Source organism: Nonomuraea sp. NPDC001831, assembly GCF_042892035.1.
Classification (GTDB): domain Bacteria; phylum Actinomycetota; class Actinomycetes; order Streptosporangiales; family Streptosporangiaceae; genus Nonomuraea.
Map to the genome: position 1 here is coordinate 23,618 of NZ_JBIATU010000032.1, position 24,514 is coordinate 48,131.

Annotated in this window: 23 protein-coding genes and 1 pseudogene; 17 read left to right on the forward strand and 7 right to left on the reverse strand. The window is 73.5% G+C overall.

The genetic code is table 11. The features are described 5' to 3' along the window. Window positions 1-82 precede the first annotated feature (82 nt). Genes ACFYYW_RS48185 through menC form a run of 8 tightly spaced genes read left to right on the forward strand, consistent with a single transcriptional unit; the run spans window position 83 to window position 10,271 of the window. Complete coding sequence (locus ACFYYW_RS48185) at window positions 83-1,642, forward strand: ABC transporter substrate-binding protein (RefSeq protein ID WP_387661099.1); 1,560 nt, start codon at window positions 83-85, stop codon at window positions 1,640-1,642. Continuing rightward, window positions 1,642-2,589, forward strand: coding sequence for an ABC transporter permease (locus tag ACFYYW_RS48190; protein ID WP_352325726.1), 948 nt, complete (start codon window positions 1,642-1,644; stop codon window positions 2,587-2,589). The genes ACFYYW_RS48185 and ACFYYW_RS48190 overlap by 1 nt, the downstream gene beginning before the upstream one ends. After that, entirely contained in the window at window positions 2,586-3,443 is an 858-nt protein-coding gene (locus tag ACFYYW_RS48195) for an ABC transporter permease (RefSeq protein ID WP_352325727.1), read from the forward strand. Before ACFYYW_RS48190 ends, ACFYYW_RS48195 begins: the two co-directional genes overlap by 4 nt. Continuing rightward, a complete protein-coding gene (locus ACFYYW_RS48200; protein ID WP_364419565.1) occupies window positions 3,436-5,148 on the forward strand; it encodes an ABC transporter ATP-binding protein in 1,713 nt (570 codons plus the stop codon). The genes ACFYYW_RS48195 and ACFYYW_RS48200 overlap by 8 nt, the downstream gene beginning before the upstream one ends. Before the next feature lie 41 nt (window positions 5,149-5,189). Beyond that, window positions 5,190-6,740, forward strand: a complete 1,551-nt coding sequence (locus ACFYYW_RS48205; protein ID WP_387661103.1) for an amidohydrolase family protein — start codon at window positions 5,190-5,192, stop codon at window positions 6,738-6,740. Next, complete coding sequence (locus ACFYYW_RS48210; protein WP_387661106.1) at window positions 6,737-8,344, forward strand: PucR family transcriptional regulator; 1,608 nt, start codon at window positions 6,737-6,739, stop codon at window positions 8,342-8,344. The genes ACFYYW_RS48205 and ACFYYW_RS48210 overlap by 4 nt, the downstream gene beginning before the upstream one ends. Window positions 8,345-8,397: 53 nt before the next feature. Next, window positions 8,398-9,156 carry a GNAT family N-acetyltransferase gene (locus tag ACFYYW_RS48215; protein WP_387661109.1) on the forward strand — a complete coding sequence of 253 codons (759 nt, stop codon included), beginning with the start codon at window positions 8,398-8,400 and terminating at the stop codon, window positions 9,154-9,156. Further along, window positions 9,153-10,271 (forward strand): o-succinylbenzoate synthase, encoded by a 1,119-nt coding sequence (gene menC, locus ACFYYW_RS48220; RefSeq protein ID WP_352325732.1) that lies wholly within the window; start codon window positions 9,153-9,155, stop codon window positions 10,269-10,271. The genes ACFYYW_RS48215 and menC overlap by 4 nt, the downstream gene beginning before the upstream one ends. 49 nt (window positions 10,272-10,320) lie before the next feature. Here menC and ACFYYW_RS48225 read toward each other — a convergent pair whose 3' ends face one another. After that, window positions 10,321-10,776 carry a MarR family winged helix-turn-helix transcriptional regulator gene (locus ACFYYW_RS48225; RefSeq protein WP_387661112.1) on the reverse strand — a complete coding sequence of 152 codons (456 nt, stop codon included), beginning with the start codon at window positions 10,774-10,776 and terminating at the stop codon, window positions 10,321-10,323. Window positions 10,777-10,865: 89 nt separating this feature from the next. Here ACFYYW_RS48225 and ACFYYW_RS48230 point away from each other — a divergent pair, with 89 nt between their 5' ends. Then, window positions 10,866-11,411, forward strand: coding sequence for a YceI family protein (locus tag ACFYYW_RS48230; RefSeq protein ID WP_387661115.1), 546 nt, complete (start codon window positions 10,866-10,868; stop codon window positions 11,409-11,411). Between the two features lie 39 nt (window positions 11,412-11,450). On the opposite strand, the gene fxlM is transcribed toward ACFYYW_RS48230, so the two are convergent. Then, a complete protein-coding gene (gene fxlM / locus ACFYYW_RS48235; RefSeq protein ID WP_387661118.1) occupies window positions 11,451-12,674 on the reverse strand; it encodes a methyltransferase, FxLD system in 1,224 nt (407 codons plus the stop codon). A gap of 248 nt (window positions 12,675-12,922) precedes the next feature. Continuing rightward, window positions 12,923-13,489 (reverse strand): GNAT family N-acetyltransferase, encoded by a 567-nt coding sequence (locus ACFYYW_RS48240; RefSeq protein ID WP_387661121.1) that lies wholly within the window; start codon window positions 13,487-13,489, stop codon window positions 12,923-12,925. A gap of 720 nt (window positions 13,490-14,209) precedes the next feature. On the opposite strand from ACFYYW_RS48240, the gene ACFYYW_RS48245 reads away from it, so the two are divergent. Then, entirely contained in the window at window positions 14,210-15,664 is a 1,455-nt protein-coding gene (locus ACFYYW_RS48245) for a glycosyl hydrolase family 28-related protein (RefSeq protein WP_387661124.1), read from the forward strand. Window positions 15,665-15,892: 228 nt separating this feature from the next. On the opposite strand, the gene ACFYYW_RS48250 is transcribed toward ACFYYW_RS48245, so the two are convergent. Next, complete coding sequence (locus tag ACFYYW_RS48250; RefSeq protein WP_387661127.1) at window positions 15,893-16,246, reverse strand: ArsR/SmtB family transcription factor; 354 nt, start codon at window positions 16,244-16,246, stop codon at window positions 15,893-15,895. Between the two features lie 136 nt (window positions 16,247-16,382). On the opposite strand from ACFYYW_RS48250, the gene ACFYYW_RS48255 reads away from it, so the two are divergent. Further along, a complete protein-coding gene (locus ACFYYW_RS48255; protein ID WP_387661130.1) occupies window positions 16,383-17,819 on the forward strand; it encodes an MFS transporter in 1,437 nt (478 codons plus the stop codon). 91 nt (window positions 17,820-17,910) lie between these two features. Here ACFYYW_RS48255 and ACFYYW_RS48260 read toward each other — a convergent pair whose 3' ends face one another. Then, a complete protein-coding gene (locus tag ACFYYW_RS48260; RefSeq protein ID WP_387661133.1) occupies window positions 17,911-18,336 on the reverse strand; it encodes a MerR family transcriptional regulator in 426 nt (141 codons plus the stop codon). Between the two features lie 23 nt (window positions 18,337-18,359). Between ACFYYW_RS48260 and ACFYYW_RS48265 the strand changes: the two are divergent. The 3 genes and pseudogenes from ACFYYW_RS48265 to ACFYYW_RS48275 form a co-directional block, all read left to right on the forward strand. Further along, window positions 18,360-18,569 (forward strand): annotated as a pseudogene (locus ACFYYW_RS48265) (extracellular solute-binding protein); the annotation flags it as partial. A gap of 153 nt (window positions 18,570-18,722) precedes the next feature. Continuing rightward, window positions 18,723-19,178 (forward strand): SgcJ/EcaC family oxidoreductase, encoded by a 456-nt coding sequence (locus ACFYYW_RS48270; RefSeq protein WP_387661136.1) that lies wholly within the window; start codon window positions 18,723-18,725, stop codon window positions 19,176-19,178. A 49-nt stretch (window positions 19,179-19,227) separates the two neighbouring features. Beyond that, window positions 19,228-19,854 carry an NAD(P)-dependent oxidoreductase gene (locus ACFYYW_RS48275; RefSeq protein ID WP_387661139.1) on the forward strand — a complete coding sequence of 209 codons (627 nt, stop codon included), beginning with the start codon at window positions 19,228-19,230 and terminating at the stop codon, window positions 19,852-19,854. On the opposite strand, the gene ACFYYW_RS48280 is transcribed toward ACFYYW_RS48275, so the two are convergent. Beyond that, window positions 19,824-20,525, reverse strand: coding sequence for a TetR/AcrR family transcriptional regulator (locus tag ACFYYW_RS48280; protein WP_387661142.1), 702 nt, complete (start codon window positions 20,523-20,525; stop codon window positions 19,824-19,826). The genes ACFYYW_RS48275 and ACFYYW_RS48280 overlap by 31 nt on opposite strands. 55 nt (window positions 20,526-20,580) lie before the next feature. Here ACFYYW_RS48280 and ACFYYW_RS48285 point away from each other — a divergent pair, with 55 nt between their 5' ends. The 3 genes from ACFYYW_RS48285 to ACFYYW_RS48295 all read left to right on the forward strand — a co-directional run bounded on the left by ACFYYW_RS48285 (window position 20,581) and on the right by ACFYYW_RS48295 (window position 23,094). Then, entirely contained in the window at window positions 20,581-21,237 is a 657-nt protein-coding gene (locus tag ACFYYW_RS48285) for a CatB-related O-acetyltransferase (protein ID WP_352326300.1), read from the forward strand. 59 nt (window positions 21,238-21,296) lie between these two features. Beyond that, entirely contained in the window at window positions 21,297-22,484 is a 1,188-nt protein-coding gene (locus tag ACFYYW_RS48290; RefSeq protein ID WP_387661145.1) for a macrolide family glycosyltransferase, read from the forward strand. 61 nt (window positions 22,485-22,545) lie between these two features. Beyond that, the gene (locus ACFYYW_RS48295; RefSeq protein ID WP_352326296.1) at window positions 22,546-23,094 is read left to right on the forward strand and encodes a YciI family protein; all 549 of its coding nucleotides are present in this window, start codon (window positions 22,546-22,548) and stop codon (window positions 23,092-23,094) included. Here the strand turns inward: ACFYYW_RS48295 and ACFYYW_RS48300 are convergent, their stop codons facing one another. After that, window positions 23,095-24,279 carry an alpha/beta hydrolase family protein gene (locus ACFYYW_RS48300; protein ID WP_387661148.1) on the reverse strand — a complete coding sequence of 395 codons (1,185 nt, stop codon included), beginning with the start codon at window positions 24,277-24,279 and terminating at the stop codon, window positions 23,095-23,097. Window positions 24,280-24,514 lie beyond the last annotated feature (235 nt).

Genomic DNA, 24,514 nt, shown 5'->3' on the forward strand with positions numbered 1-24,514 from the left:
TTTGGCTGCCGGGTCAGTGAACGAGGAAGGCCGGGCTTCTAGCGTCCGACTATTCCCCCCGCTCACACCCCGAGGTGGTTCCATGACATCCGCAACCGCACTCGCCAGGCTCGCCACGGGCGCTCTGCTCGTGCTGGTGGCCGGCTGCGCCGGAGCCGCGAGCTCCGGCGCGGCCCCCGACACGCTCCGCTGGGCGACGGGGACGGCCCCCAACAGCCTCGACATCGCCCACGGCTTCAACGACGCCTCCACGACCGTGCAGTTCGCCGTCCTCGACACGATGGTGACCCTCGGCGCGGACGGCAGGGTCATCCCGAGCATCGCCGCCTCCTGGACCCATCCCGACCCGCGCACGTACGTCTTCACCATGCGCGAGGGCCCGAAGTTCAGCGACGGCACGCCCGTCACCGCCGAGGACGCCGCCTACTCCCTGACCCGCCACCTCGACCCCGCCGTGACGTCCCAGGCCGCCAGCTACGTCACGCAGGTCAAGAAGGTCGAGGCCACCGGCCCGCGCACGGTGAAGGTCACCCTGAGCAAGCCCAGCGCCAGCTTCCTGGCCACCGCCGCGCTGGCCTGGCAGATCGTCCCGAAGAGGCTGGCCGCCGCGCACCCGAAGGACCTCGGCTCGCCCGAGGTCGGCACGCTCGGCTCCGGCCCCTTCAAGGTCACGAAGTTCTCGCTCACCTCCGGGGTGACGCTGGAACGCAACGATCTGTACTGGGGCCCCAAGCCGGAGCTGCGCAAGATCGAGATCAAGGCGATCGGCGACGCCGAGACGCTGCGCCTGGCCGTCTCCTCCGGCGAGGTGGACGGCACCAACGACATCCAGGTCAGCGAGACGCGCAAGTGGAGCGCCCTGCCCGGCGTCACGACCTCCTTCTACCCGGCCAACAACATCACCTACCTGTCACTCGGCGTGCGCGAGGGGCCGCTCAAGGACGTGCACGTCCGCCGCGCCATCGCCCACGCCCTCGACCGGGAGGCGCTGGCCACGCTCATGACCAGCGGCCACGGCGGCATCGCCGACCTGATGCTGCCCAAGCCGCAGCTCGCCGCCCTGTACGGCGGCAAGCTGCCCAAGCTGCCCGCCTACCCCCACGACGTGAACGCCGCCAAGGCCGAGCTGGCCAAGTCGGCCCACCCCCAGGGCTTCACCCTGACCGCGCCGTACGACAGCGGCAGCGACGACGTCAAGGCGCTGCAGGCCATCGTCGCCGACCTGGCGGTGATCGGCGTCAAGCTCGACCTCCAGCCGCTGCCCACCGAGCAGTACCGGCAGCGCATGTTCAGCCACCAGGACACCCCGCTGCAGCTCGTCGACCTGCTCTACGGCACCCCCGACCCGGGCGAGGTGCTGCCCGACCTGGTCAGCCGCGCCTCGGCCGGGCCCCAGGGCTTCAACTTCAGCGGCTACGGCTCGCCCGAGACGGACGCCCGGCTCGACGACCTGGGCAAGCTCGAGGGAGCGGACCGTGCCGCCGTCGTCACCGACGTGCTGGCCGAGATCGCCGACCAGGTGCCGTACGTGCCGCTCTACACCAAGGAGGCCGCCGTCGCGCTGCGCAAGCGGTTCACCGGCCAGTTCGGCACCTGGACGATGAACGTCTTCAGCACCATCCGCCCGGCGGCCGGTGTCTGATGGCCTTCGTCGCCCGCCGCCTGGCCGCCGCGCTGCTCCTGCTCGGCGTCCTGTCCGTGCTCACCTACGCGCTGCTGGCGCTCGCCCCCGGGGACCCGGAGCAGGTCCTGCTCGGGCCGCGGCCCTCCACCGCGGAGTCGCGCGCCGCCGTCCGCGCGCAGTACCACCTCGACGACCCGCTGCCCGTCCGCTACGCCACCTGGCTCGGCGACGCCGTGCGCGGCGACTTCGGCGCCTCCCTCTACAGCCGCGAGCCCGTCACCAGCGTCATCGCCGACCGGCTGCCCGTCACCGCCGGGCTGGCCGCCTACGCGATCATCCTCACCCTCGCCGTCGGCCTGCCCGCCGGGCTGGCCGCCGCCATGCGCAGAGGCGGCCCGCTCGACCGGGGCATCACGCTCTCCGCGCTGGTCGGCCTCGCGATCCCGCCGTTCGCGATGAGCATCCTGCTGCTGTACGGCTTCGCCGTCACCCTCGGCTGGTTCCCCGTCTTCGGCGCGGGCGAGACGTTCGCCGAGCGCGTCGCGCACCTGACGCTGCCCGCCATCGCGCTGGCCACCGGGCAGGCGGCGGTCGTCATCAGGCAGATGCGGGCGGCCGCGCTCGACCTGGCCGGGCAGGACTTCATGACCTTCGCCCGGGCGCGCGGCGTCGGCCGGGCCCGCTACTGGATCGGGTACGCGCTGCGCAACACCGCGCTGCCCGTCCTCACGGTCGGCGGCCTGCTGCTGGCCGCCAACCTCACCGGCGCGCTGTTCGTCGAACGGGCCTTCGGGCTGCACGGCGTCGGCGAGCTGCTCGTCAGCGCCGTCGGGCAGAAGGACCTGCCCGTCGTCCAGGCGCTCGTCCTGATGGGAGGCGCCGTGGTGGTCGCCGTCAACCTGCTGATCGACCTGGCCTACCTCGCGGTGGACCCGCGGGTGCGTCATGGGGCGGTGGCCGCGTGAGCGTCGTGACGGGGACCGTGCGCCTCGGCGGCCGGGCGCGGCGGCTGCGCCGGTCCAGGCCGGGGCCGCTGACGCTGCTGTCGGGCGGGATCCTCGCCCTGATGGCGTTCGCCGCGCTGTTCGGGACGTGGCTCGCGCCCTACGACCCGGCCGCCCAGGACCTCGCGCTCGGCGCGTCGATGCCCAGCTGGGCCCACTGGGCGGGCACCGACGAGCTGGGCCGGGACGTGTTGTCGCGCTGCCTGGCCGGAGCCCGCTCGGCGCTGCTGTGGCCGCTGGTCGTCGCGCTCGGGACGTGCGCGATGAGCACCTCGCTCGGGCTGCTGGCCGGCTACCGCCGCGGCTGGATCGACGCCGTGATGATGCGGGTGGTCGACCTGCTCATCGCGATGCCGGGGCTGCTCATGCTGATCGTCCTGGTGGGCGTGCTGGGCGGCGGCATCGGCTGGGCGGTGCTGGCGATGGCGGTGCTGTTCACGCCCGGCGACATCCGGGTGGTGCGCAGCCTCACCATGGCCCAGCGCGAGCTCGCCTACGCCGAGGCGGCACGTACACTCGGGCTCAGCCGCGGCCGCATCATGTTCAGGCACCTGCTGCCCAACATCGCGCCCACGGTCGTGGCCGGCGCGCTGCTCAGCTTCGTCGCCGCCCTGGTGGCGCTGTCCGGCCTGTCCTTCCTGGGCATCGGCCTGCCCGCCGGCACGCCCGACTGGGGGCTGATGATCGAGGAGAACCGCGGCCTGCTCGACCTCAACCCGTGGGCGGCGGTGGTGCCCGCCGCGCTGGTCACCGTCGCCGCCACCGCCGCCACCCTGCTGGGCGACCAGCTCTTCGAAAGGCTCTCCGATGCTTGAGACACGCGGCCTGCGGGTCGTCGGCGACCGGGTGCTCGTGGACGGCGTGGACCTGACGGTCGCCGCGGGCGAGACCGTCGGGCTGGTCGGCGAGTCCGGCAGCGGCAAGTCCCTGACCGCCCGCGCCCTCGTCGGCCTGCTCCCGCGCGGCCTGCGCGCCGAGGGGTCGGTCGAGGTCGGCGGCGCGCAGCTCGTCGGCGCGTCCGAGCGGCTGCTGCGCGGCGTGCGCGGACGGCGGATCTCGCTGCTCATGCAGGACCCCTTCGCCATGCTCAACCCGCTGCGCACGGCCGGCGCGCACATCGCCGAGACCCTGCCCGGCCGCACGTCCCGGCAGGAGATCGCGCGCAGGCTGGCCGAGGTCGGCATCGACGACCCCGCCGTGGCCGGGCGCTACCCGTTCCAGCTCTCGGGCGGCATGCGGCAGCGCATCGCCCTGGCCGCCGCGCTGGCCGGCGACCCCGAGCTGCTCGTCGCCGACGAGCCCACCACCGCGCTGGACGCCACCACCCAGCACGAGATCCTGGCGCTGCTGCGCCGGGTGCAGGAGGCGCGCGGCATGGGCGTGCTGCTCATCACCCACGACCTGCGGGTGGCGTTCGCCGTCTGCGACCGGGTCGCGGTGATGTACGCCGGGCGCGTCGTCGAGCAGGGGCCGGGCCCGGAGCTGGCCGCGGAGCCCGCGCACCCGTACACGGCGGGGCTGCTGGCCGCGCTGCCCTCGGCGGAACGCACGCTGGAGCGCCTGGTGGGCATCCCGGGCGCCGTGCCGCGGGCGGACGCGGTGGCGGACGTCTGCGCGTTCGCCACCCGCTGCGACCGGGTCGCCGACGCCTGCACCGCGGCCAGGCCGCCGTTGCGCCCGATCGGGCCCGGCCGGCTGACCGCCTGCGTGCACGACACCGCCGGAGCCGCCCGCCCGGCGCTGCGCGAGGCCGCGCTCCCCGCCGCCCCGGCCGCCGGCGAACCGCTGCTGCACATCGAGGACCTGCGCAAACGGTACGGCGCCCACACCGCCCTGGGCGGCGTCAGCCTGCACGTGAACCCCGGCGAGACCGTCGGCCTGGTGGGGGAGTCCGGCTCGGGGAAGACCACGCTGGCCCGGTCGGTGCTCGGCCTGGTCACCCCCGACGGCGGCCGGATCCGGCTCGCCGGCCTCGACGTCACCGACCGGGCCGCCATGGACCCGCGCGAGCGCGCCCGCGTGCACCGGCTCGTCCAGTGCGTCTTCCAGGACCCCTCCACCTCGCTCAACCCCGCCATGACCGTCGGCGCGACGCTGGCCGAGGCGATCGCCAGGGCCGCGCCCGCCGACCGGATGGGCGTGGGCGAGCTGCTGGAGCTGGCCGGGCTGCCCGCCGCGTACGCCGCCCGCCGCCCCAAGGCGCTGTCCGGCGGCGAACGCCAGCGCGTCGCCATCGCCCGGGCCCTGGCCGTCCGGCCCGCGCTGCTGATCTGCGACGAGCCGGTCGCCTCCCTGGACGTGTCGGTCCAGGCGCACGTGCTCGAACTGCTGCGCGGCATCGGCCGGGAGCTGGGCACCGGGATGTTGTTCATCACCCATGACCTCGCGGTCGTCCGCCAGGTCGCCGTCAGGACCGTGGTGCTGTTCAAGGGCGCGGTCGTGGAGGAGGGGACGACCTCGGCCGTCCTGGACGCCCCGGCCCACGACTACACCAGGCGCCTGGTGGCGGCCGTCCCCTGACATGACCGACGAACCTCGTACCCGGGAAAGGTAAGACCTTCATGCACGACCTCATCCTGCGCGGCGGCACCCTGCACAACGGGTTCGGCTCGCCGGGCCGTACCGCGGACGTGGCCGTCGCCGGCGGACGCGTCACCGCGACCGGCCGCGACCTCGGCCGGGCCGCCCGCGTGGTGGACGTGGACGGCATGGTCGTCGCGCCCGGCTTCGTCGACCCGCACAGCCACTCCGACACCGTGCCGTTCATGGCCGGGGAGCAGCCGTTCAAGCTGCGGCAGGGCGTCACCACCGAGATCATCGGGAACTGCGGCTTCTCCTGCGGGCCGGCCGACCCGGAGTCGCCCCATTTCACCCCCGGGATCTTCGGCGAGCACGCCTTCACCACCTTCGGCGGCTACCTCGACGCCGTGGAACGGGAGGGCACGACCAACAACCTGGCCGCGCTCGTCGGCCACAACACGCTGCGCACGGCCGTCTGCGGCATGGACGCCGCGCCGCCGCCCGGCGCGCTGGAGCGGATGACCGAGCTGGCCGAGGAGGCGTTCGCCGCGGGCGCGTGCGGGCTGTCCAGCGGCCTGGAGTACGTGCCGGGCGCCTACGCCGGCACCGCCGAGCTGATCGCGCTGGCCCGCGCGGCCCGGCGCTGGAACCTCGTCTACGCCACCCACCTGCGCAGCGAGAGCGAGGGGCTGGCCGCCGCGCTGGACGAGGCCGTCGAGGTCGCGGCGGCGGCCGGGGTGCGGCTGCAGGTCTCCCACTGCAAGGCGTCGGGCCGGGCCGTGCACGGCTCGTCGGCCATGCTGCTGGACAAGCTGACGGCCGCCCGCGTCAGGGGCGTGGACGTGCGGGCCGACGTCTACCCGTACCGGGCGTTCTGCACCGGACTGGTCGCGCTGCTGCCGCCCGCGGCGTGCGAAGGCGGCGAGCCGGAGCTGCTCAGGAGGCTGGCCGACCCCGGGGAACGGCGGGCGCTGCGCGCGCTGGCCGAGGACCCGGAGCGCACGACCGGCGTCGGCCTGTGGCGGGAGACGCACCCCGAGGACGTGCGGCTGCTGCGGCACGCCTCCGCCGGCGTCACCGGCCGCTCGCTGGCCGACCTGCTGGACGGCCGCGAGCCCTGGGACGCGCTGTGCGACCTGCTCATGGCCGACCCGCACGCCGACGGCGTCTTCCACACCATGCACGACGACGACGTCACCCGGATCATGCGGCACCCCCTCGTGTCGATCGGCTCCGACGGCGGGCCGCCCGCCGGGCCGACCCATCCCCGCACGTACGGCACCTTCCCCACCTTCCTCGGCGAGTACGTGCGCGAGCGCGGGCTCGTGCCGATGGCCGAGGCGATCAGGAAGGCCGGCTCGGCCACCGCGGCCCAGTTCGGCCTGGCCGACCGGGGCTGGCTGGGCAGGGGAGCGGTGGCCGACGTGTGCGTGTTCGACCCCGCGGCCATCCGCCACGACGGCACCTACGACGAGCCCGCGACCCGCCCGGCCGGCGTCACCCACGTGCTGCTGGGCGGCCGCATGGTGATCGAGGACGGCGAGTTCACCGGCGGCCGGCACGGACGCCTCCTGCGCGGGGGCCGGGCGTGAGCGGCCAGGGCCGGGTGACGCTCGGCGTGCTGCTCGACAGCCTCGGCGCGGAGACGGTGAGCGCGCTGTGCCTGCCGGCCGGCCGCCAGGCGATGGTGGGCGCGCCGGTCATCCACGGCTCCGACGAGCCGCTGGCCGCCTACGCCGGGGCGCTGCTGCTGGCCACCGGGCGGCCGGAGCCGTCCCTGCTGGAGAGCGCGGCCGCGGCGGGCGTGAGCGCGGTCGTCGTCCGGGACGGGCTCGGCGACGCCGCGGCCCTGACCGAGGCGGCCCGCGACGCGGGCGTGGCGCTGCTGGCCGCCGCCCCCGGCCTGGCCTGGGGCCAGCTCTACGCCCTGGTGGACGCCCTGCTCGCGCTCGTCGCCCCGGCCGCGGACCTGGGCGGCGGCCCGGCGGGCGACCTGTTCGCGCTGGCCAACCAGGTCGCCGCCCGCGTCGGGGGCGCGGTGGCCATCGAGGACCTGGCCATGCGCGTCCTGGCCTACTCCACGATCGGCCAGCCGATCGACGACCTGCGCAGGGAGGGCATCCTCGGCCGGCGCGTGCCCGAGCACCCGACGAACGCCGAGGAGTACGCCGCCGTCCTGCGCTGCGAGGGCGCCGTGTGGAGCCACGAGCCGCGCGAGTACCTGCCCCGGCTGGCCATCGCGGTCCGCGCCAGGGGCGAGGCGCTCGGCACCATCTGGGCCATCCAGGCGGACGAGCCGCTCGCGCCCGACGCCGACGCCGTGCTCGCCGAGGCCGCCAGGACCGCCGCCCCGCACCTGGCCCGCCTCAGCCTGGCCGCCGACGAGGCCCGCCGGACCAGGGACGAGTGGGTGGGCCGGCTGCTGCGCGGCGTCGGCCCGGCCGGCGAGCTGGCCGCCTCCCTGGGCCTGCGCCCGGACGAGCCGGTCAGGGTCGTGGCCGCCGGGGACCCGACCGGCCGGACCGACGTCTTCGCCGCCACGCACGCCGCCGACCTGCTGCGCACCGCCTACGCCGTCTACCGGATCAGGGCCGCCGTCGGCGCCGTGGACGGCCGGACGTACGCGATCGTGGCGGCCGGCGCCGGAACCGCGCTGCTGCGCCGCGTCACCGCCGAGACGCTCGGCCGGATCACCGACCGGCTCGGCGGCCACTGGCGGGCCGGCGTCGGACGGGTCGCGGCCTCGCTCGCGCAGGTGCCCGCCGCCGCCCGGCAGGCCGACGAGGCGCTGCGCGCGATGGGCGGCCCGCTCGCGGGCGGCGAGGTGGGCCTGCACGAGGAGCTGGCCGCCGCGCTGTTCCTGCTGGACGCGGCCGCCTCGATGCGGTCCGGCCCGGCGCTGGTCGGCGAGCCGCTGTCCCTGGTGACCGAGCACGACGCCGGGCACGGCACCGAGTACGTCCGCAGCCTGCGGGCCTGGCTGGCCGCCCACTACGACGTGCCCAGGGCGGCAGAGGCGTTGTCGCTGCACCCCAACACGCTCAGGTACCGGCTGCGCCGCATCGGCGAGCTGATCGCGCTCGACGACCCCGACGTCCGGCTCGTGCTGGGCCTTCAGCTCCGGCTGGCCGAGATCGGGGCGTCCGGCGCGAGCGGCGGCCAGAGCCCGGCGTCCGGCACAAACGGCGGCGGCTGAAGTTGGGCTTGCGCGCCAACGATCCGGCGGCGGTCCGGCGGAATGCTGGTGCCATGCTCGAAATCCGCATCCTCCACGGAACCTCCGAGTTCCAGGCCGCCGACCGGCTGCTGCGCCGCGTCTGGAACACCAGGGCGGGCGACGACCCGCCGGTGGCCGTCGACCTCATGTGCGCCCTTGAGCACACCGGCGGCTACGTCGGCGGCGCCTTCCTCGACGGCGTGCTCGTCGCCGCCGCCTCCGGGTTCCTCGCCGAGGGGGGCAGCCTGCACTCCCACGTCGTGGGCGTGGCCGCCGAGGCGCGGGGCCGGGGGATCGGCCAGGCGATCAAGGCGCACCAGCGCAAGTGGGCCGCCGAACGTGCCCTGAACTCCATCTCCTGGACCTTCGACCCGCTCGTCCGCCGCAACGCCTTCTTCAATCTCGCCAGGCTCGGCGCGCGGGCCGAGCGGTACGTGCCCGACTTCTACGGGCCGATGAACGACGGCATCAACGGCGGCGACGTCACCGACCGCCTGTTCGCCCACTGGCCCGTGCACCCGGCCCCGGACCGCGAGCCGGGCGCCCTGGGCGGGACCGAGGAGGCCGAGGTGATCCTCGACGAGACCGGGGCGCCGCGCGAACCGGGCGGCGCGGCCGTGCTGCGCTGCGCCACGCCCGCCGACGCCGAGCGGCTGCGGCGCGAGCAGCCCCGGGAGGCGGCGCGGTGGCGGACCGCCCAGCGGGCCGCCCTGGGCGGCGCGCTGGCCCGCGGCTACCGCATCGCCGGGTTCACCAGGGACGGCTGGTACGTGCTGGAGCGCGCGGCATGAGGATCGCCGAAGCCGAGCTGCGCACGGTCGCGCTGCCGCTGATCACCCCGTTCCGCACCTCGCTCGGCACGCAGACCGTGCGCCGGGCGCTGCTGGTGCGCGTGCGCGGCGCCGAGGGGGAGGAGGGCTGGAGCGAGTGCGTGGCCGACGACGAGCCCACCTACAGCCCCGAGTACCTGGAGGGCGCGGCCGACCTCATCCGCCGTTTCCTGCTGCCCGCCCTGTTCGCGGTGCCGCGCCTCGACCCGGCCGGCGTCGGGCCCGCGCTGGCCCACCTGCGCGGCCATCCGATGGCCAAGGCCGCCGTCGAGACGGCCGTGCTGGACGCCGTGCTCAAGGCGCGCGGCCTGTCGCTCGCCGCCCACCTGGGAGGGGTGCGGTCCAGCGTGCGCGTCGGCGTGTCCGTCGGCATCGCCGCCACCCTCGACGACCTGCTCGACACCGTGGACCGGCACATCGGCGCCGGGTACGCCCGGATCAAGCTCAAGATCGAGCCCGGCTGGGACCTGGAGCCGGTGCGGCTGGTGCGCGAGACGTTCGGCCCCGGCCTGATGCTCACCGCCGACGCCAACACCGCCTACACCCCCGCCGACGCCCGCCACCTGGCCGGCCTGGACGCCTACGGCCTGGCCATGCTGGAACAGCCCTTCGCCCCGGACGACCTGGACGGCCACGCCCGGCTCGCCGCCCGCATGGACACCCCGATCTGCCTGGACGAGTCGATCACCTCGGCCCGCTCCGCCACCGCCGCGATCAGGGCGCGCGCCTGCTCGATCATCAACATCAAGCCCGGCCGGGTCGGCGGCTACCTGGAGTCCCGCCGGATCCACGACCTGGCCCTGGCCGCGGACGTGCCGGTGTGGTGCGGCGGGATGCTGGAGACCGGGCTCGGCCGCACGGCGAACCTGGCGCTGGCCAGCCTGCCCGGCTTCACGCTGCCGGGCGACATCTCGGCGACCGCCCGCTACTACGAGCGTGACATCACCGCGCCGATCGAGCTGACCGGCGACTCCATCACCGTGCCCGACGGGCCCGGCGTCGGCGTCACGCCGGACCCGGACGCCCTGGCGGCCTTCACCACCGACCCGCCCGTCCGCGTCACCCCCGCCCGATGAACTGACCGTCGGCCGGGCGCGGCACTCCCGCCCGGCCGGACGGGCGCCCTCACTCGTGCTCGGTGAGGTGGTCGAGCAGGACCTGGCTGATGTCGGCGAGCTGCCGCAGCTGTTCCGCGGTGAGCAGGTCGACCAGGTGCTCACGGACGCTGGCCACGTGCTTCGGGGCGGCCGCCCGGAGCGCGGCGTGCCCGTCGTCGGTGAGCACGGCCAGCCACCCGCGCCGGTCGCCGGCGTAGTGCTCCCGGCGCACCCACCCCTTCTGCTCCAGCTTGTTGACCGCGTGCGAGATGCGGCTCGGCTTGGAGTTGGTCCACTGCGCCAGCTCGCTCATGCGCATCGTGCGCTCAGGGGCCTCCGACAGCAGGACGAGCAGCTCGTAGTAGGTGGGCGGCATGCCGGCGGCCGCCATCAGGTCGCGTTCCAGGCGGTCGGTCAGCAGGCGGGTGGCCAGCCCGAACCTGCGCCACGCCTGCTGTTCGTCGTCGTCGAGCCAGCGGGTCATGCTCCCATCGTACTGGAAGGTTGCGTGCTGAAATAAATCTATGTACTGTCGTGCCGAATATTCCAGTGCTGAACTAATTGGAGCGCGACATGTACCCCAGCGAGCTGAGCGGCGACTACACCTTCGACCCGGCCCACAGCCGGTTCGGGTTCGTCGCCCGCCACGCCATGGTGACCAAGGTGCGCGGCAGCATCCCCGTCCAGGAGGCCACCGCCCGCCTGGACGCGGCGAACCCGGCGGCCTCCGCCGTCCGCGTGGTGCTCGACGTGGCCGGCATCCAGACCGGCAACCAGATGCGCGACGGCCACCTGCGCACCGGCGACTTCCTCGACGCCGCCGCCCACCCGCACATCACCTTCGAGTCCACGTCCGTCAAGCATGTGGGCGGCGACAGCTTCGAGGTCACCGGCGACCTGACGATCCGCGGGGTGACCCGGCAGATCACCGTCCCGCTCGACTACACCGGCACCGCCGTCGACGCCCAGGGCGTCACCAGGGTCGGCTTCGAAGGCGGCACGGCGATCAACCGCAAGGACTTCGGCATGACGTACAACGCCGCGCTGGAGACCGGCGGCGTGATGATCTCCGACCGGATCACCCTGGAATTCGACATCTCCGCCGTCAGATCCGCCTGACCACCGGCAAGACACGGAAGCCGGTCGGCTCGTTCGTGCTCAGGGCCAGGCCATGACCAGCTGGGTGTGACGCTTGCGGAAGACGCGGCCGTCGGCGGGGGCCGGTACGGCGGCGTCGGCCGGGTGGAGGGTGAAGACCGGGTCCGGGCGGTGGCGCCGATCGCGATCCCAGGTCAGCACGTGGTCGTGCAGCTGCCGGGCGAGCCCGGCGCCCTCGCGGCCGAGGCCGCAGGCTCCGAACTCCCAGCGCCGCTCGGCGTCGTGCGGGCCGTGGGTCTCCCGGATGGTGAGGTAGGCGAAGCTGTCGGGGACGATGAGCGCGGGACAGTACCAGCGCATGGCCGGCTGGACGAGCCCGCAGTCGCGGCCGGGGTCCTGCCAGAACATGCCGAACCGCTCGTCGTCGGCGGCGATCGACAGGTGCATCGTGTCGAACGGCCGACCATGGCCGACGGTGACGCCGGTCCACAGCTCGGTGCGGTCGCCGTCCAGCGCCTGGTCGAGGCGGGCCGCGTCGAGCGCGGGCCCCTGCTCCAGCGTCAGCCTGACGGCGCCGCCGGCCAGCACCGGTTCTTGGTCGGGCAGCCTGCCGGCCCCCTGGCACGGGACGAAGCCGCAGACCGTCGGGTCGAGCCCGGCGAAGTGGTCGCCCTCGCGGACGAAGGTGAAGGACCGGCTGATGGTGGAGAAGCGCAGCGGGACGACCATCCGGCCGTCCGGGGCGAGCAGGTGCCCCCAGGGCACGTCCCACACGCCGACGGTGACGATCACGGCGTCGAAGCCGCCGCTCGGCGCGTGCCGCCCGGCCGCGTGCTCGGCGTCGCCTAGGACGACCCGCACCCTGCCGTAGCCGGTGTCGGCGAGGAAGCGGCTCGCGCGTTCGGTGACGAAGGGATCGATGTCGACGGTGACGACCAGCCCGTCCGGCCCGACGATCTCGGCGATGAGGGCTGCGTTGCAGCCGCCGGAACCCACCTCCAGAACCTTCGCGCCGGGGCGGAGCCGGGCCGCTTCGAGCATGTCGGCCTGCAGCCAGGGCGCGCTGATCGAGCTCGTGGCCCGGCCGTCCGGGCCGCGCTTGGTGACGACGACGTCGTCGGCCGCGTAGGCCGCCTCCGCAGAAGCCTCGGGGGCGAACCGCTCGCGCGGCACCTTCACGAAGGCCGCCTCGACTGCGGGGGAGCGGATCCAGCCGGCTCGCCTGAGCTCGGCGACCAGGTCGGCGCGCAGACGTTCGGGAGAGCCGGACGGCGGAGTGGTCACGGCAGCGAGAGTAGCCGGACCGGGCCGGCGACACGCGCGGCCGCGGCCCCATGTCCCCGCCGCCGTTACGGGACATGAGGAGCCCGTACGGAGGTCCGATGCCGTGGGCCTGCCGGGCGCCCAAGCACAGGCGTTCGACGGCTCGACGCTGAGGCCCGTACCGTCGGCGCGACGTACTGCGTCGGCACAGGCTCGCGGATCCCGGGGCGGTCAGGACTCAAGGTCTCTGAGGACGTCGGGAGCGTGCTTCAGAGCGTTGACACGAAGCGCCGGCAGACGTGAACTCGGGCGAACTGCGTGCGCATGGCATGCTCGTCCTGCAAGCTGGCATGCGCGAAGATCGCCATGGGCCGCAGGCCTGGCTGGCGCGCACCGATGGCCCTGTCCGGCTCGCTGGGATCCGTGTAGTAGTTCGCGTAGACGTGGAGGTAGTGCTCTCCCTCGGTGAAGCCGTTGGCTCGATACCAGCGCAATGTCCCCGGATCGTCCCTTGTCCAGGCGTCGAGCGTGCGTGCGCCGAGCCTGCGGGCTCGGGCACGGGCTTGGTCGAGGAGAGCGCGGCCGATGCCCCGACGTTGATGGTCAGGATGAACCGCGATGGTTTCAACGGTCGCCAGTTCACCGTCAATGGCGACGTCGAGAATTCCGGCAAGAGTGCCGCTGTCCTGTGTGATGAGTTCGAAACCGGGAGCTGGGATCGCGGGTTTGCTCGTGACGACGTCGTCGAAGTAGGCGGTTGTCAGGAAGGACAGAACGCGGCAGCGCAGCCAGGCGCTCTCGTGCTCGGGGCTGTAGTCACGGATGGCGAAGTGCAAGGCGGGGATCCTCAATGTGGCCGGCGATGTCCGGATGGCGGTGGTCGTGGCCTTGAGAGATCATGGTGGCGATTCTGTATGGCCCGTTCGTCGCCCGGCAACCGATTTGCCGCCCTGGAGGGTCCGTCGATGCCGTGCGGCCATCGCTAGCCAGGGTCAGCCTTCGCCGTGCGCCGCCTCCCGCTGTGCTCGGGCCTGAGTCTGGGCGGCCCTGACAAAGGTCAAGGCCATCGCGGTCGCCGAGCACACCCCGCGGCAGAGGCGTCGGCGCCACGCTACTCAAGCGCTGCAAACAGATCTATTTCCACTGCAGGTACATGCTGCTCTATGGACAGGTGCCGCCTACCCCAGGCATGGATGCCTTCCGCCGCCGATCCGGATTCGAGATCCGGCAACCCGGCGAACCTATCGCCCCGTAGGTCGTCTACGGCATTCATGTCCAGGCGGTTCCGGGCATAGACGAACGGATCTTCCACCGCTGGCCACTGCCCGGCTGAGCGTTCCCTCGAGATCCACAGGCTGCCACGCCTGAGCACTTCACTGGACCCTGCGGTACGCAGGGCGACCGGGAGCCGGTCTCGATGATCGTCGCTCGTGCGGCCCCTGGCGTCTTGACGCGCCACCCCGGCGGCGGCCGCGTATGGCAAGATCACCTTGCTGAACGGGCGGACGCGGCAACCACGTCGCGGCCGGCGTCGGGGAACCGGAGGAAGTCGGGCGATGCGAGCAAGCAACCCAGGGCGGATGCGCAAGGCGCTGGTCGCGGGCGTGGTCGTCGTGTCGGGGCTCGGCGCCGAGCCGGCCATGGCCGGTGCTGCTCCCGCGGTGCCGGAGTCGGTGGCCGCGGACCCGGCCTGCTCGGGTGGCGTGCTGAACGCCGTCGCCGACGCCGGTGCGAAGGGCGACGGGCAGGCCGACGACACCGCGAGCATGCGGCAGGCGATCACCACCGCGTACGCCTCGGGACGCTGCCTCTACCTGCCGGGCGGCCTCTACCGCATCACCGGCGCCCTCGACTGGAGCAAGCCCGCCTCCATCCTCGGCGACCCCGACACACCCGCCATCTTGCGCAGCACGACCAACGCCGCCCTCGCCGACACCACCTACGCCAACCGGTGGGACCGTACGCCCGTACTGGACAACGTGGTGTTCGACGGGCTGCGCCTGGACGTCAACAGCCCCTACAAGACCGGGCCGATCATCCGGCGCAGCGTGTTCGTCAACCGCATGGGCGACGGGGAGACGCCCACCGGGGGCGACGAGCAGCAGACGAGCTCGGCCCAGGTCGCCGTGGCTCTCACCAACGTGGTCGGCGCCAAGGTTCAGGACTCGATCTTCCTGTCGGACCGGCAGGTGGACGGCGGCGCCCCGCTGTTCACCTACCGCACCCGCGACCTGACGATCAGCGGCAACGTCCTGGGCGCCGACCTGTCCTCGACGGCATGGCTGAGCACCTGGGCCGGCGGACGCTCCTGGTCGCAGGCCCCGGCGACGCGCCTGGCCGAGGTACGCCGCCGTACCGGCCTGCCCGCCGCCCTCGGCCACATCCAGCGTGGCATCAGCATCAAGGGCGACATCAACGCGACCGTCTCCGGCAACATCGTCAACCGCGACCCCCGCAGCCGCGCCAAGAGCGATCACGGCGTGTACGCCTGGGGCTTCGACGGACTCAAGATCACCGGAAACTGGCTGCGCGGTTGGCCCCAGGACGCCAGGGGCGGGCTAAAGGTGCGCAACGGCACCGGCGCGACCATCGCCGGCAACCTCCTGTACGGCACCGCGCTGCTGCTCTACACCTACGACGTGACCAACGCCCCCAAGGTCTTCCAGGACGTCGTCGTCTGCGGCAACGTCTACGACATCCGCACGGTCACGCCCGCCGCCGACCACAGCGGGATCATGTACTGGCGCAACTTCCCCGGCACCGGGGCCGAGCAGGCGATCGCCGTCTTCGGCAACCGCTTCCTCGACCCGCTCGCCGGGACCCCGGGCCGCCCCGACGTCTCCCAGGTCGCCGGGGACGCGGCGGCCTTCACCGCCTCCGACAACACCTACGCCGACGGCCGCGCCGTGCCGGTCGTGGGCATGCGCAACGCCGCCCCCACCGCCGACCAGCGCGCCCGCTGCGCCGGCAGCACCGTCCCGGAGCTCTCCATCCCCGGTTACCAGGGATAGGAGCCACCCGATCACCTCGTCGCGTCCGATGTCTGGAACCGATCGAAGACGTCCTGGGTGACCTGGGTGACCTGGGCGGCCTGGGCGGGCGTCCAGCCGGGCCGCGATGGCGGCCGCCGCCGGCGCCGATGGCTGATCGGGCCTGAGCCCCGGCCGACCGGTAGGCCGGGGCTCGGCCTCCGTCCCGTGCGGCGGAAGCCCCGCGGGCGGGCAGACCAGGCGGGCAGGTCAGGCGGCCGGACCGGGACGGTCGGGCCGTTGGGCGGCGTCGTCGGTGCGGGCGCCGGACAGGATGGCGTCGAGCAGGCCGGGGTAGCGGGCGTCCAGATCCTCGCGCCGCAGGACGAGCAGGTTCTCCCGGCCCGACGGCTGCTGCCAGATCACCCCGCTGTCGCGCAACACCCGCCAATGGTGGGTCATGGTGGACTTCGCGGTGATCCCCAGCGTGTTCAGGACGCTGGTGCAGTTGTGCTCGCCGCCGGCGTCGAGGATGCGGACGACGGACAGGCGCACGCCGTTCCCCAGCGCCGACAGCACGTCTTCGACCCGGATCTGGTCGCGGTCGGGATGACGGAAGGCCATGGTCCAACTGTACCGCGACTGTCGAACAATCCCCCTCCGGTCTGGCATAGTACGACCGTACGTAAATACCCGTACTATCGTTTCGTGCGGCGGGCCTTCGCGTGCCCGCTCACCGGCTCCCTCCGAAGGGCGTTCCATGTCCACACCATCCACGCTGCCCGCGGCCGTCGCGGACGGCGTCAAGCCCCGGCTCGGCTGGACCCTGGCGCTGCTCGCCCTGGCCCAGCTCATCTACGCGCTCGACCTCAACATCGTCTTCGTCGCGCTCCCGCGGATCGGCGCCGACCTGGGCTTCCCCGGCCAGACCCAGCAGCTCGTGGTCAGCGCGTACGTCGTCTTCGCCGGCGGCTTCCTGCTGTTCGGCGGCCGGGCGGCCGACCTGCTCGGCCGCCGCCGCGTCTTCGTGCTCGCCCTGGCCCTCTACGCGCTGTCCTCGCTGGCGGGCGGGCTGGCCACGGGCCCCGTCGTCATCATCGTCGCCCGCGCGGTGCAGGGCGTCGGCGGGGCGTTGCTGCTGCCGTCGACGCTGGCGCTGCTCAACAGCCTGTTCGCAGAGGGGCGGCAGCGCAACCGGGCGTTGGCCGTCTGGGGCGGCGCGGGCGCCAGCGGGCTGACGATCGGCGCGCTGCTCGGCGGCGTCCTCACCGAGAACTTCGGCTGGCCCGCCGTCTTCTTCGTCAACGTCCCCCTAGCCGGGCTGGTCGCGCTGGCCGCCCTGGCCGTCGTCCCGCGTGACCCGGCCGGACGGGAGCGGCGCAGGTTCGACATGCCGGGGGCGCTCACCGTGACCGGCGGGTCCACGCTGCTGGTCTTCGCCCTGGTCGAGGGGCCCGAGCTGGGCTGGGGCAGCCCCCTGGTCGCGGGCGCCTTCGCGGTGGCCGCCGTGCTGCTGGTCGTCTTCGCGCTGGTCGAGGCCCGCAGCGCGGATCCGCTCATGCCGTTCCGGCTGTTCCGCAACCGCAGCCTGACCGTCGGCATGCTGGTCACCTTCGTCTACATGGCCACGTTCGGCGTCCTGCCGTACTTCCTCACCGTGCTGCTGCAGAGCGTCCACGGCTACAGCGCCCTGCAGAGCGGGCTGGCCTTCCTCGTCCCGTCGCTGGCCATCGCCGCCGGCACCCAGGGCGGCGAACGCCTGGCCACCCGGATCGGCACCCGGGCCACGCTGCTGATCGGCTTCGCCGTCGGCGTCGCCGGGACCGCCGTCCTGGCCCTCGGCTTCGACGCCGACGCCGGGTACGGCCTGCTGATCCCCGGTCTGGTCGTCTCCGGGCTGGGTCAGGGCGTCGTCTGGACCGCCATGTGGATCGCCGCCGCCACCGGCACCCCCGCCCACGAGCAGGGCGTCGCCAACGGCATCGCCTCCACCGCGCTCAACATCGGCAACGCCATCGGCCTGGCCGTCTTCACCGTCATCGCCGACGTCGGCACCGCGGGCAGGACCGGCCAGGCCCTGCGCGCCGCCACGGCGGACGGCGAGTTCCTGGTCGTCCTGCTGACCGCGGCGGTGATGATCGCCGGCCTCCTGGTCACCCTCGCCCTGCCCCGCCGCACCCCCGAGCCGACCGCCTGACGGTCCGCCCCCCCGACGCGCGTCCCGGCCGCCGCGAGCACCGCCTCGGTGCCTGCGACGGCCGAGGCGTTCGCGGCCGCCGGGCCGCCGTTCAGTGCTGGTGCGCCTCTTCCAGGGACGCCCCCGCCAGCCGCGCCCTGACCGCTCCGGTGAAGGCGGGGCACTCGAAGACGTTCTCGTGCGGGCAGGCAATGCCGTGCGCGATGGCGGTGCGCGCCACCTGGGCGCGGGCGATGCGCTCGTCCAGTTCGGCGAGTTTGCGCCGGTACAGCTCGCGCCACGCGTCGCCCGGCTCGGACCGGGCCGCGATGAACGTCCTGATCTCGCGCAACGTGAGGCCGACCTCGCGCAGCAACAGGATCACCGCCACCCGCTCGGCCGCCGCCGGCGGATAGCGCCGTTGCCCCGAGACGCGCTCGGGCGCCGGGATCAGCCCGAGCTCCTCCCAGTAGCGCAGCGCGGAGGTGGCGACCCCGGTGCGTTCGGCCAGCTCGCCGATCGTCAACTGCTCGCTCATGGGACCGCAAGCATACGGGTGCTACTTCAACGGACGCCGGCGACATGGTCTCCTCCGGCAAGGCCGCGATGACCCTCATGGGCACCTGGATCAGCGGCTACTGGGACGGCAACCAGGTCAAGCCGGGCGAGGGGTACGACTTCTTCCCCTTCCCCGAGATCACCGCCGGCGTGCCGCAGGCCGCGCTCGGCCCGGTGGACGGGTTCGCGATCTCGGCGCTCACTCGCCCCTGACCTGTGGCTTTCCCCGCTCCGAACTCCCCGGCGCGACCTCTCGCGCCGGGGAGTTGACAGTGGCCGGCCCCTCTCCTAATCTCTTCTTCAAAGAAGATAGATCTTCAAAGAAGCAAATGCTTCTGAGAAGTTACCCCCGGGAGGGCAACGACCATGAGCAACACCCTCACCGCCGCCGACGCCACCGCCATCACCTCCGTGCTCGACCGTCTCGCCGACGCCTGGAACCGGGCCGACGGCGGCGCGTACGGCGACCTGTTCACCGAGGACGCCACCTACATCACCTATGTCGGCACCCTCTACACCGGCGCCCGCGAGATCGGCGAGGCCCACCAGGCGCTGTTCGACAGCTTCGTCAAGGGCACCCGGCTGGCCTCCGAGACCGTCGGCATCCGTCTGGCCGGCCCCGACACCGCCCTCGTCATCACCCGCGGCGACACCTACAAGGGCAAGCCGGGCAAGCTGCACAAGATCCAGACCTACACGATGGTCCGGCAGGCGGACGGCGACTGGAAGATCGCCGCCTTCCAGAACACCAAGCACCAGGCCCTCATGGAGGCCATCTCCTTCAAGTTCCAGCCCGCCAGCAGGCCCGCCGCCCACGCCTGAAACCCACGCCTGAAGCACTCGCCCCCTCGCCACGGAAGATCGACCGCTCATGACCTCCCTCGCCGTCGTCGCCGCCACGGGCCGCACCGGACGCCTCGTCGTCGAACACGCACTGGCGGCCGGGCACACCGTCACCGCCGTCGCCCGCCGTCCCGGCGGCCTCGGCCTCGACCATCCGCGGCTCGTCCGCCGCGCCGCCGACGTGACCGACCCTGCGAGCCTGCGTGCCGCGCTGACCGGCCACGACACCGTGATCTCCGCCCTAGGCTCGTCCGGCCGCGGCCCCACCACGGTCTACTCGCAGGGGACCGCCGCGATCGTCGCGGCGCTGCCGCCGTCCGCCCGGCTCGTCGTGATCTCCTCGGCCGGGCTGGCCGTCCCGGCCGGCGCCGGGCCCGTCACCCGGTTGCTCGGCCGCGTCCTGCACCACGTCATGCGCCATCCGTACGCCGACATGGCCCGCATGGAACAGGCGCTCGCCGGGACGCCGCTGAACTGGACGGCCGTCCGCCCCACCGGCCTGACCGACCGGCCCGGCGCCGGCCACCCCCGCGTCTCGATCGGCGCGACCGAACGCCTGGGCGCCCGTACGTCCCGCGCCGACCTGGCCGCCTTCATCGTCGCCCACCTCGACGACCCGCGGACCTACCGCCTGCCCGTCGCCGTCTCCTCCTGACCGCGACCCCGGCCGCACCGCCCCGGGGGAGGGGCGAAGGCGCCGGCCTCGGCGGCGAGCACGGCCGTCCGCGCCGCCTGCTCCGGCAGGTCCGAGTCGGGGGACGTGCGCAGCAGCACCAGGTGGTGGTAGAGCGGCGCGGTGGCGGCGACGAGCAGCCGCCGCGCGTCGGTGCCGGCCGGCAGCTCGCCCCGCTCGACCGCCCGGCTGACGATGGCCTCGCAGCGGGTGTACCGGTCGTCCCAGAGCCGCCGCAGGCCGCGGGCGGCCTCCTCCGAGCGGAACGAGGCGGCGATCAGGGCCGCGGCGATCGACGGCTGCGCGGTCATGGCCGCCTGGTTCTCGTGGTTGAGCGCCGTCAGGTCGCCCAGCAGGGAGCCGGTGTCCTCGGGCTGCCAGTCGTCGTCGCCGGTCGCCTCCAGGACGTCGGCGAGCAGGCCGCCGACGTCCCGCCAGCGCCGGTAGACCGTCGCGCGGTGCACGCCGGCGCGGGCCGCGACGGCGTCGAGGGTCAGCCCGTCGAAGCCGCGCTCCGCGAGCTCGGCGCGGACCGCGTCGAGAACCTGCGCGCGGATGCGGCCGGTACGGCCCCCTGGACGGCGGCGCGGCCCGGACGACGGGCTCTCGGGCGTCGTCGATCCCTTTCCCGTTTGCGAGGCGGACGTCGGCATGCCACCATCTTAATGTACAAGTTGTCGCATTAGCAGTGGCGGAAGGAAGAGATCCATGAACGCCCGCGGCCCCGCCGACCCCACCGTCCTGCACCCGATGCCCGCCCAGCCACGGGTGGTGCTGCTGCGGCCGCTGGTCAAGTCCCCGCTCATCGAGGTGGGGGAGTTCTCCTACTACGACGACCCCGACGACCCGACCGCGTTCGAGACCCGCAACGTGCTCTACCACTACGGTCCGGAGAGGCTGGTCATCGGCAAGTTCTGCGCCCTGGGCACCGGGGTGCGGTTCATCATGAACGGCGCCAACCACCGCATGGACGGCCCCTCGACCTTCCCCTTCCCCACCATGGGCGGCTCGTGGTCCGACCACTTCGACCTGCTCACCGGCCTGCCCAACCGCGGTGACACCGTCGTCGGCAACGACGTCTGGTTCGGCCACGGCGCGACGGTGCTGCCCGGCGTGCGCATCGGGCACGGCGCGATCATCGGCGCCGGCTCCGTGGTCACCTCCGACGTGCCCGACTACGGGATCGTCGGCGGCAACCCGGCCCGCCTCATCCGCACCCGCTACCCGGCCGACGACGTCGCCCGGCTGCTCGCGGTGGCCTGGTGGGACTGGCCCGCCGAGCACATCACCGAGCACGTGCGCACGATCATGTCGGGCAGCGTCGCCGACCTGGAGGCCGCCGCCCCGGGTGCGCGTCCCGCCTGACCCGCCGACCAGCGCTCGTCCCGCCGACCAGCACCCGTCCCGCCGCGACAGAACCTGAAATGAGTGATTCGCCCGTGTCCCGCCGCCGCGCCCACATCGCCATGGTCGGCATCCCCGCCGTCAGCCACGTCCTGCCCAGCCTGGAGATCGTCCGCGAGCTGGTGGCCCGCGGCCACCGGGTGACGTACGCCAACGACCCGGCGGTCGCCGACCTGGTCACGGGCACCGGCGCCGAGCTGGTCCCGTGCACCTCGACGCTGCCGGTCGCCGACAACGACTGGCCCGACGACCCCATCGCGGCGATGAGCCTCTTCCTGGACGACGCCGTCCAGGCGCTCCCGCAGCTGCGCGCCGCCTACGACGACGACCCCGCCGACCTCTACCTGTACGACATCGGCGCCTACGCCGCGCGGGCCCTGGCCGAGGCACAGGGCCGTCCCCTGCTGCAGCTGTCGCCGACGTTCGTGGCCTGGAAGGGGTACCAGGAGGAGGTGGCGGCCCAGCTGTGGCGGCTGCCCGGGGCCGACGCCTACCGAGCCAGGTTCGCCGCCTGGCTGGCCGGATGCGGCGCCACCACCACCGACGTCGATGCCTTCTCCGGCCGCCCGCCCCGCGCGCTGGCCCTGATCCCGCGGGCCATGCAGCCGCACGCCGACCAGGTCGACACCGCCACCGTCACCTTCGTCGGCCCCTGCCACGACCTGCGCGGGCAGGATGGCTGGACCCGGCCGGCCGACGCCGCGAACGTCCTGCTGATCTCTCTGGGGTCGGCCTACACCCGGCAGCCGGAGTTCTACCGCCGGTGCCTGGCGGCCTTCGGCGACCTGCCCGGCTGGCACGTCGTGCTGCAGATCGGGAAGTACACCGACGTGGGGGAGCTGGGCGAGATCCCGTCCAACGTCGAGGTGCACCCGTGGGTGCCGCAGCGGGCGATCCTCGACCAGGCCGACGCGTTCGTCACCCACGCGGGCATGGGCGGCTGCTGCGAGGGGCTGCTGGCGGGCGTGCCGATGATCGCCGTCCCGCAGGGCGCCGAGCAGTTCGCCAACGCCGACCGGCTGGTGGAGCTGGGCGTGGCCCGCCGCATCGACACCGCCGACGCCACGGCGCAGGCCCTGCGCGCCGCGCTGGCCGAGCTGACCGGCGACCCCGAGGTGGCCCGCCGGCTGACGCGCCTGCAGGCCCAGGCGCGGGCAGAGGGCGGCACCACCCGCGCCGCCGACCTCGTCGAGCAGATGCTCGGCTGAGCCGCCGGGCCGTGCGACGGTCGTGACCGGATGAAGATCACGTGGTAGGTACGCTCTCGTCATGGAGTTCTTCTGCTACCACCGTGACCGTCCCGGATCGGGCCCCCTGCGTGGAGAGCTGGGGGAGGCGCACTGGTCCTACATGGACCGGTACGAAGCGGAGCTGATCGCCCGCGGCCCGACCTTCGACCGCGACACCAGGGCGGCCACCGGCAGCGTGCACATCGTCGACCTGCCCGACCCCGCCGCCGCGCGGGCGTTCGCCTTCGACGAGCCCAACTACCAGGCCGGGGTCTACCGCGACGTGCTGCTCCGCCGCTGGCGCAACGTGCTGGGGCGCACCATGTGGGAGTTCCCCGGCGGCCGGGAGGGCGGGAACCGGTACCTGGTGCTGGGCCTCGGCTCCGGGCAGCCCGCCGACCTCGTCCCGCCGGCCGACGGCGACGAGCTGATCGCCTACGGGCCGCTGCTGTCCGACGACGGCGCCACCTGGGTCGGCACCGCGCTGCTGGTCCGCGCGCCGGACGCGGACGCGGCCCGCGCGGTCCTCACCGCCGACCGCTACGCCGGGATCGAGGTGCACGACTGGGGGTTCGGCGGCCGTCGATGACTAGCGGGCGATCACCTGCACCTCGGGAAAGCGCGGGGAACGCCGGTCGAGCAGATGGCCTTCGCGTCGTAGCTGCAGATCGAAGAAGGCCCTGGTGTAGGCGCGCGTGACGGCCACGGCACGCGCCGCCGGCAGCGTCCCGTTCACCGCTCGCAACTGCTCCTTCGACAGGCCCAGCGCCGCGGCCGCCTGCTCGTACACCAGCGGCAGGTCGGTGTAGGAGTTGTGCTTGGCGCCGTTGGTCCGCACGTGCAGCCGCCAGCCCTTCAACCGGGACCAGAAGGCCTTCTGCCCGCGGATGGGCTTGTCGAAGATCTCGGCCTCCATGAGCATGTACGGCTTGGCCAGCCCCTTGTCGGCCACCTTGCCGAGGGCGGGTCCGTCCAGGTTCAGCACCGCCTTGATCCGCCGGTCCGCCAGCATCGTCGCGGCGGCCGTCGCTCCTCCGGCGGAATGGCCGAACATCCCGACCCTTTTCAGGTCGAACGCGCCGCGCAGCCCCTCCGGCAGCGTCCGGCGTTCAGCGTCGGGGTTCTGTCCCTTGTTCAGCTCCTTGAGCCGGTCCAGCACGAAGCGCGCGTCAGCCACCCGCACCTTGATCTCGTCGGCCTTCTCCGCCAGCCGGCTCACCGGGACGGGCTTCAGCACGCGGCCGGTGACCGTGCCGTCGGGGAACTCCACCTCGCCCGCGTCGCCCGGATGGTCGATGGTGACCACCATGTAGCCCCAGCTGGCCAGTTCTTCGACCGTGGTCGTGTTCATGGAACGGTCGGCGCCGTTGCCGGGCGAGAACAGGACGACGGGCAGCCCCCGCCCGGCTACCCGGGCCCCTTCGCGGCCATGGGTCAGGGGCAGGCCGACAGCCGCGGGCGAGAGGCCGTTGTTGCGGTAGAAGGCCTCGGCGGCGCGGGGCGGCAGCCAGGGCGCGGCGGGGCGGCCGTCCGGACGGCGCGTGGGGTACCACAGGCTGACCATCAGCTCACGCCGGTCATGCGTCTTGATCCACGGGTCGGCCCTGGAGCCGTCACGCAGGTGCAGGGTGACAGTGCCGATCTCGCGAGGGCCTGTCGGCTGCGGCAGGGTCACGGTGACGGGCTTCGACCTGGCCTGTACGGCGGGTCCGGTGAGCAGGAGGCCGACCGCCACCGCGGCGGCCAGACCCCGTCGGAGGAGTGCGCGATTCATGACCGCCACGCTAGGTACGCCCAGCGCGCAAAAACTCCGTACCGGAGATGATTTCGGCGCTCATGCCCATGAACGAAGCCGCCGCCCACCTGGAGGGGAGGTCACGGCCGGCCGGGTCTGGACACCGAGGGCACTTCCTGCTAGTGAGCCGGTTTTGAGATTCGGTCGCAGTAGTGGCAGATGCGGTCGAGGATCTGGTCCGCAGTCTTGGTCCATCGAAACGGCTTGGCGTTGT

Excerpts from the sequence above, each read along its gene's own strand:
- ACFYYW_RS48205 (WP_387661103.1), top strand. The coding sequence starts at position 5,190 with ATGCACGACCTCATCCTGCGCGGCGGCACCCTGCACAACGGGTTCGGC.
- ACFYYW_RS48275 (WP_387661139.1), top strand. The coding sequence starts at position 19,228 with ATGACCTCCCTCGCCGTCGTCGCCGCCACGGGCCGCACCGGACGCCTC.
- ACFYYW_RS48225 (WP_387661112.1), bottom strand. The coding sequence starts at position 10,776 with ATGACCCGCTGGCTCGACGACGACGAACAGCAGGCGTGGCGCAGGTTC.
- ACFYYW_RS48295 (WP_352326296.1), top strand. The coding sequence starts at position 22,546 with ATGGAGTTCTTCTGCTACCACCGTGACCGTCCCGGATCGGGCCCCCTG.
- ACFYYW_RS48280 (WP_387661142.1), bottom strand. The coding sequence starts at position 20,525 with ATGCCGACGTCCGCCTCGCAAACGGGAAAGGGATCGACGACGCCCGAG.
- ACFYYW_RS48270 (WP_387661136.1), top strand. The coding sequence starts at position 18,723 with ATGAGCAACACCCTCACCGCCGCCGACGCCACCGCCATCACCTCCGTG.
- ACFYYW_RS48250 (WP_387661127.1), bottom strand. The coding sequence starts at position 16,246 with ATGGCCTTCCGTCATCCCGACCGCGACCAGATCCGGGTCGAAGACGTG.
- ACFYYW_RS48190 (WP_352325726.1), top strand. The coding sequence starts at position 1,642 with ATGGCCTTCGTCGCCCGCCGCCTGGCCGCCGCGCTGCTCCTGCTCGGC.
- ACFYYW_RS48300 (WP_387661148.1), bottom strand. The coding sequence starts at position 24,279 with ATGAATCGCGCACTCCTCCGACGGGGTCTGGCCGCCGCGGTGGCGGTC.
- ACFYYW_RS48230 (WP_387661115.1), top strand. The coding sequence starts at position 10,866 with ATGTACCCCAGCGAGCTGAGCGGCGACTACACCTTCGACCCGGCCCAC.
- menC (WP_352325732.1), top strand. The coding sequence starts at position 9,153 with ATGAGGATCGCCGAAGCCGAGCTGCGCACGGTCGCGCTGCCGCTGATC.
- ACFYYW_RS48285 (WP_352326300.1), top strand. The coding sequence starts at position 20,581 with ATGAACGCCCGCGGCCCCGCCGACCCCACCGTCCTGCACCCGATGCCC.
- ACFYYW_RS48255 (WP_387661130.1), top strand. The coding sequence starts at position 16,383 with ATGTCCACACCATCCACGCTGCCCGCGGCCGTCGCGGACGGCGTCAAG.
- ACFYYW_RS48260 (WP_387661133.1), bottom strand. The coding sequence starts at position 18,336 with ATGAGCGAGCAGTTGACGATCGGCGAGCTGGCCGAACGCACCGGGGTC.
- ACFYYW_RS48215 (WP_387661109.1), top strand. The coding sequence starts at position 8,398 with ATGCTCGAAATCCGCATCCTCCACGGAACCTCCGAGTTCCAGGCCGCC.
- ACFYYW_RS48290 (WP_387661145.1), top strand. The coding sequence starts at position 21,297 with ATGAGTGATTCGCCCGTGTCCCGCCGCCGCGCCCACATCGCCATGGTC.
- ACFYYW_RS48200 (WP_364419565.1), top strand. The coding sequence starts at position 3,436 with ATGCTTGAGACACGCGGCCTGCGGGTCGTCGGCGACCGGGTGCTCGTG.
- ACFYYW_RS48185 (WP_387661099.1), top strand. The coding sequence starts at position 83 with ATGACATCCGCAACCGCACTCGCCAGGCTCGCCACGGGCGCTCTGCTC.
- ACFYYW_RS48245 (WP_387661124.1), top strand. The coding sequence starts at position 14,210 with ATGCGAGCAAGCAACCCAGGGCGGATGCGCAAGGCGCTGGTCGCGGGC.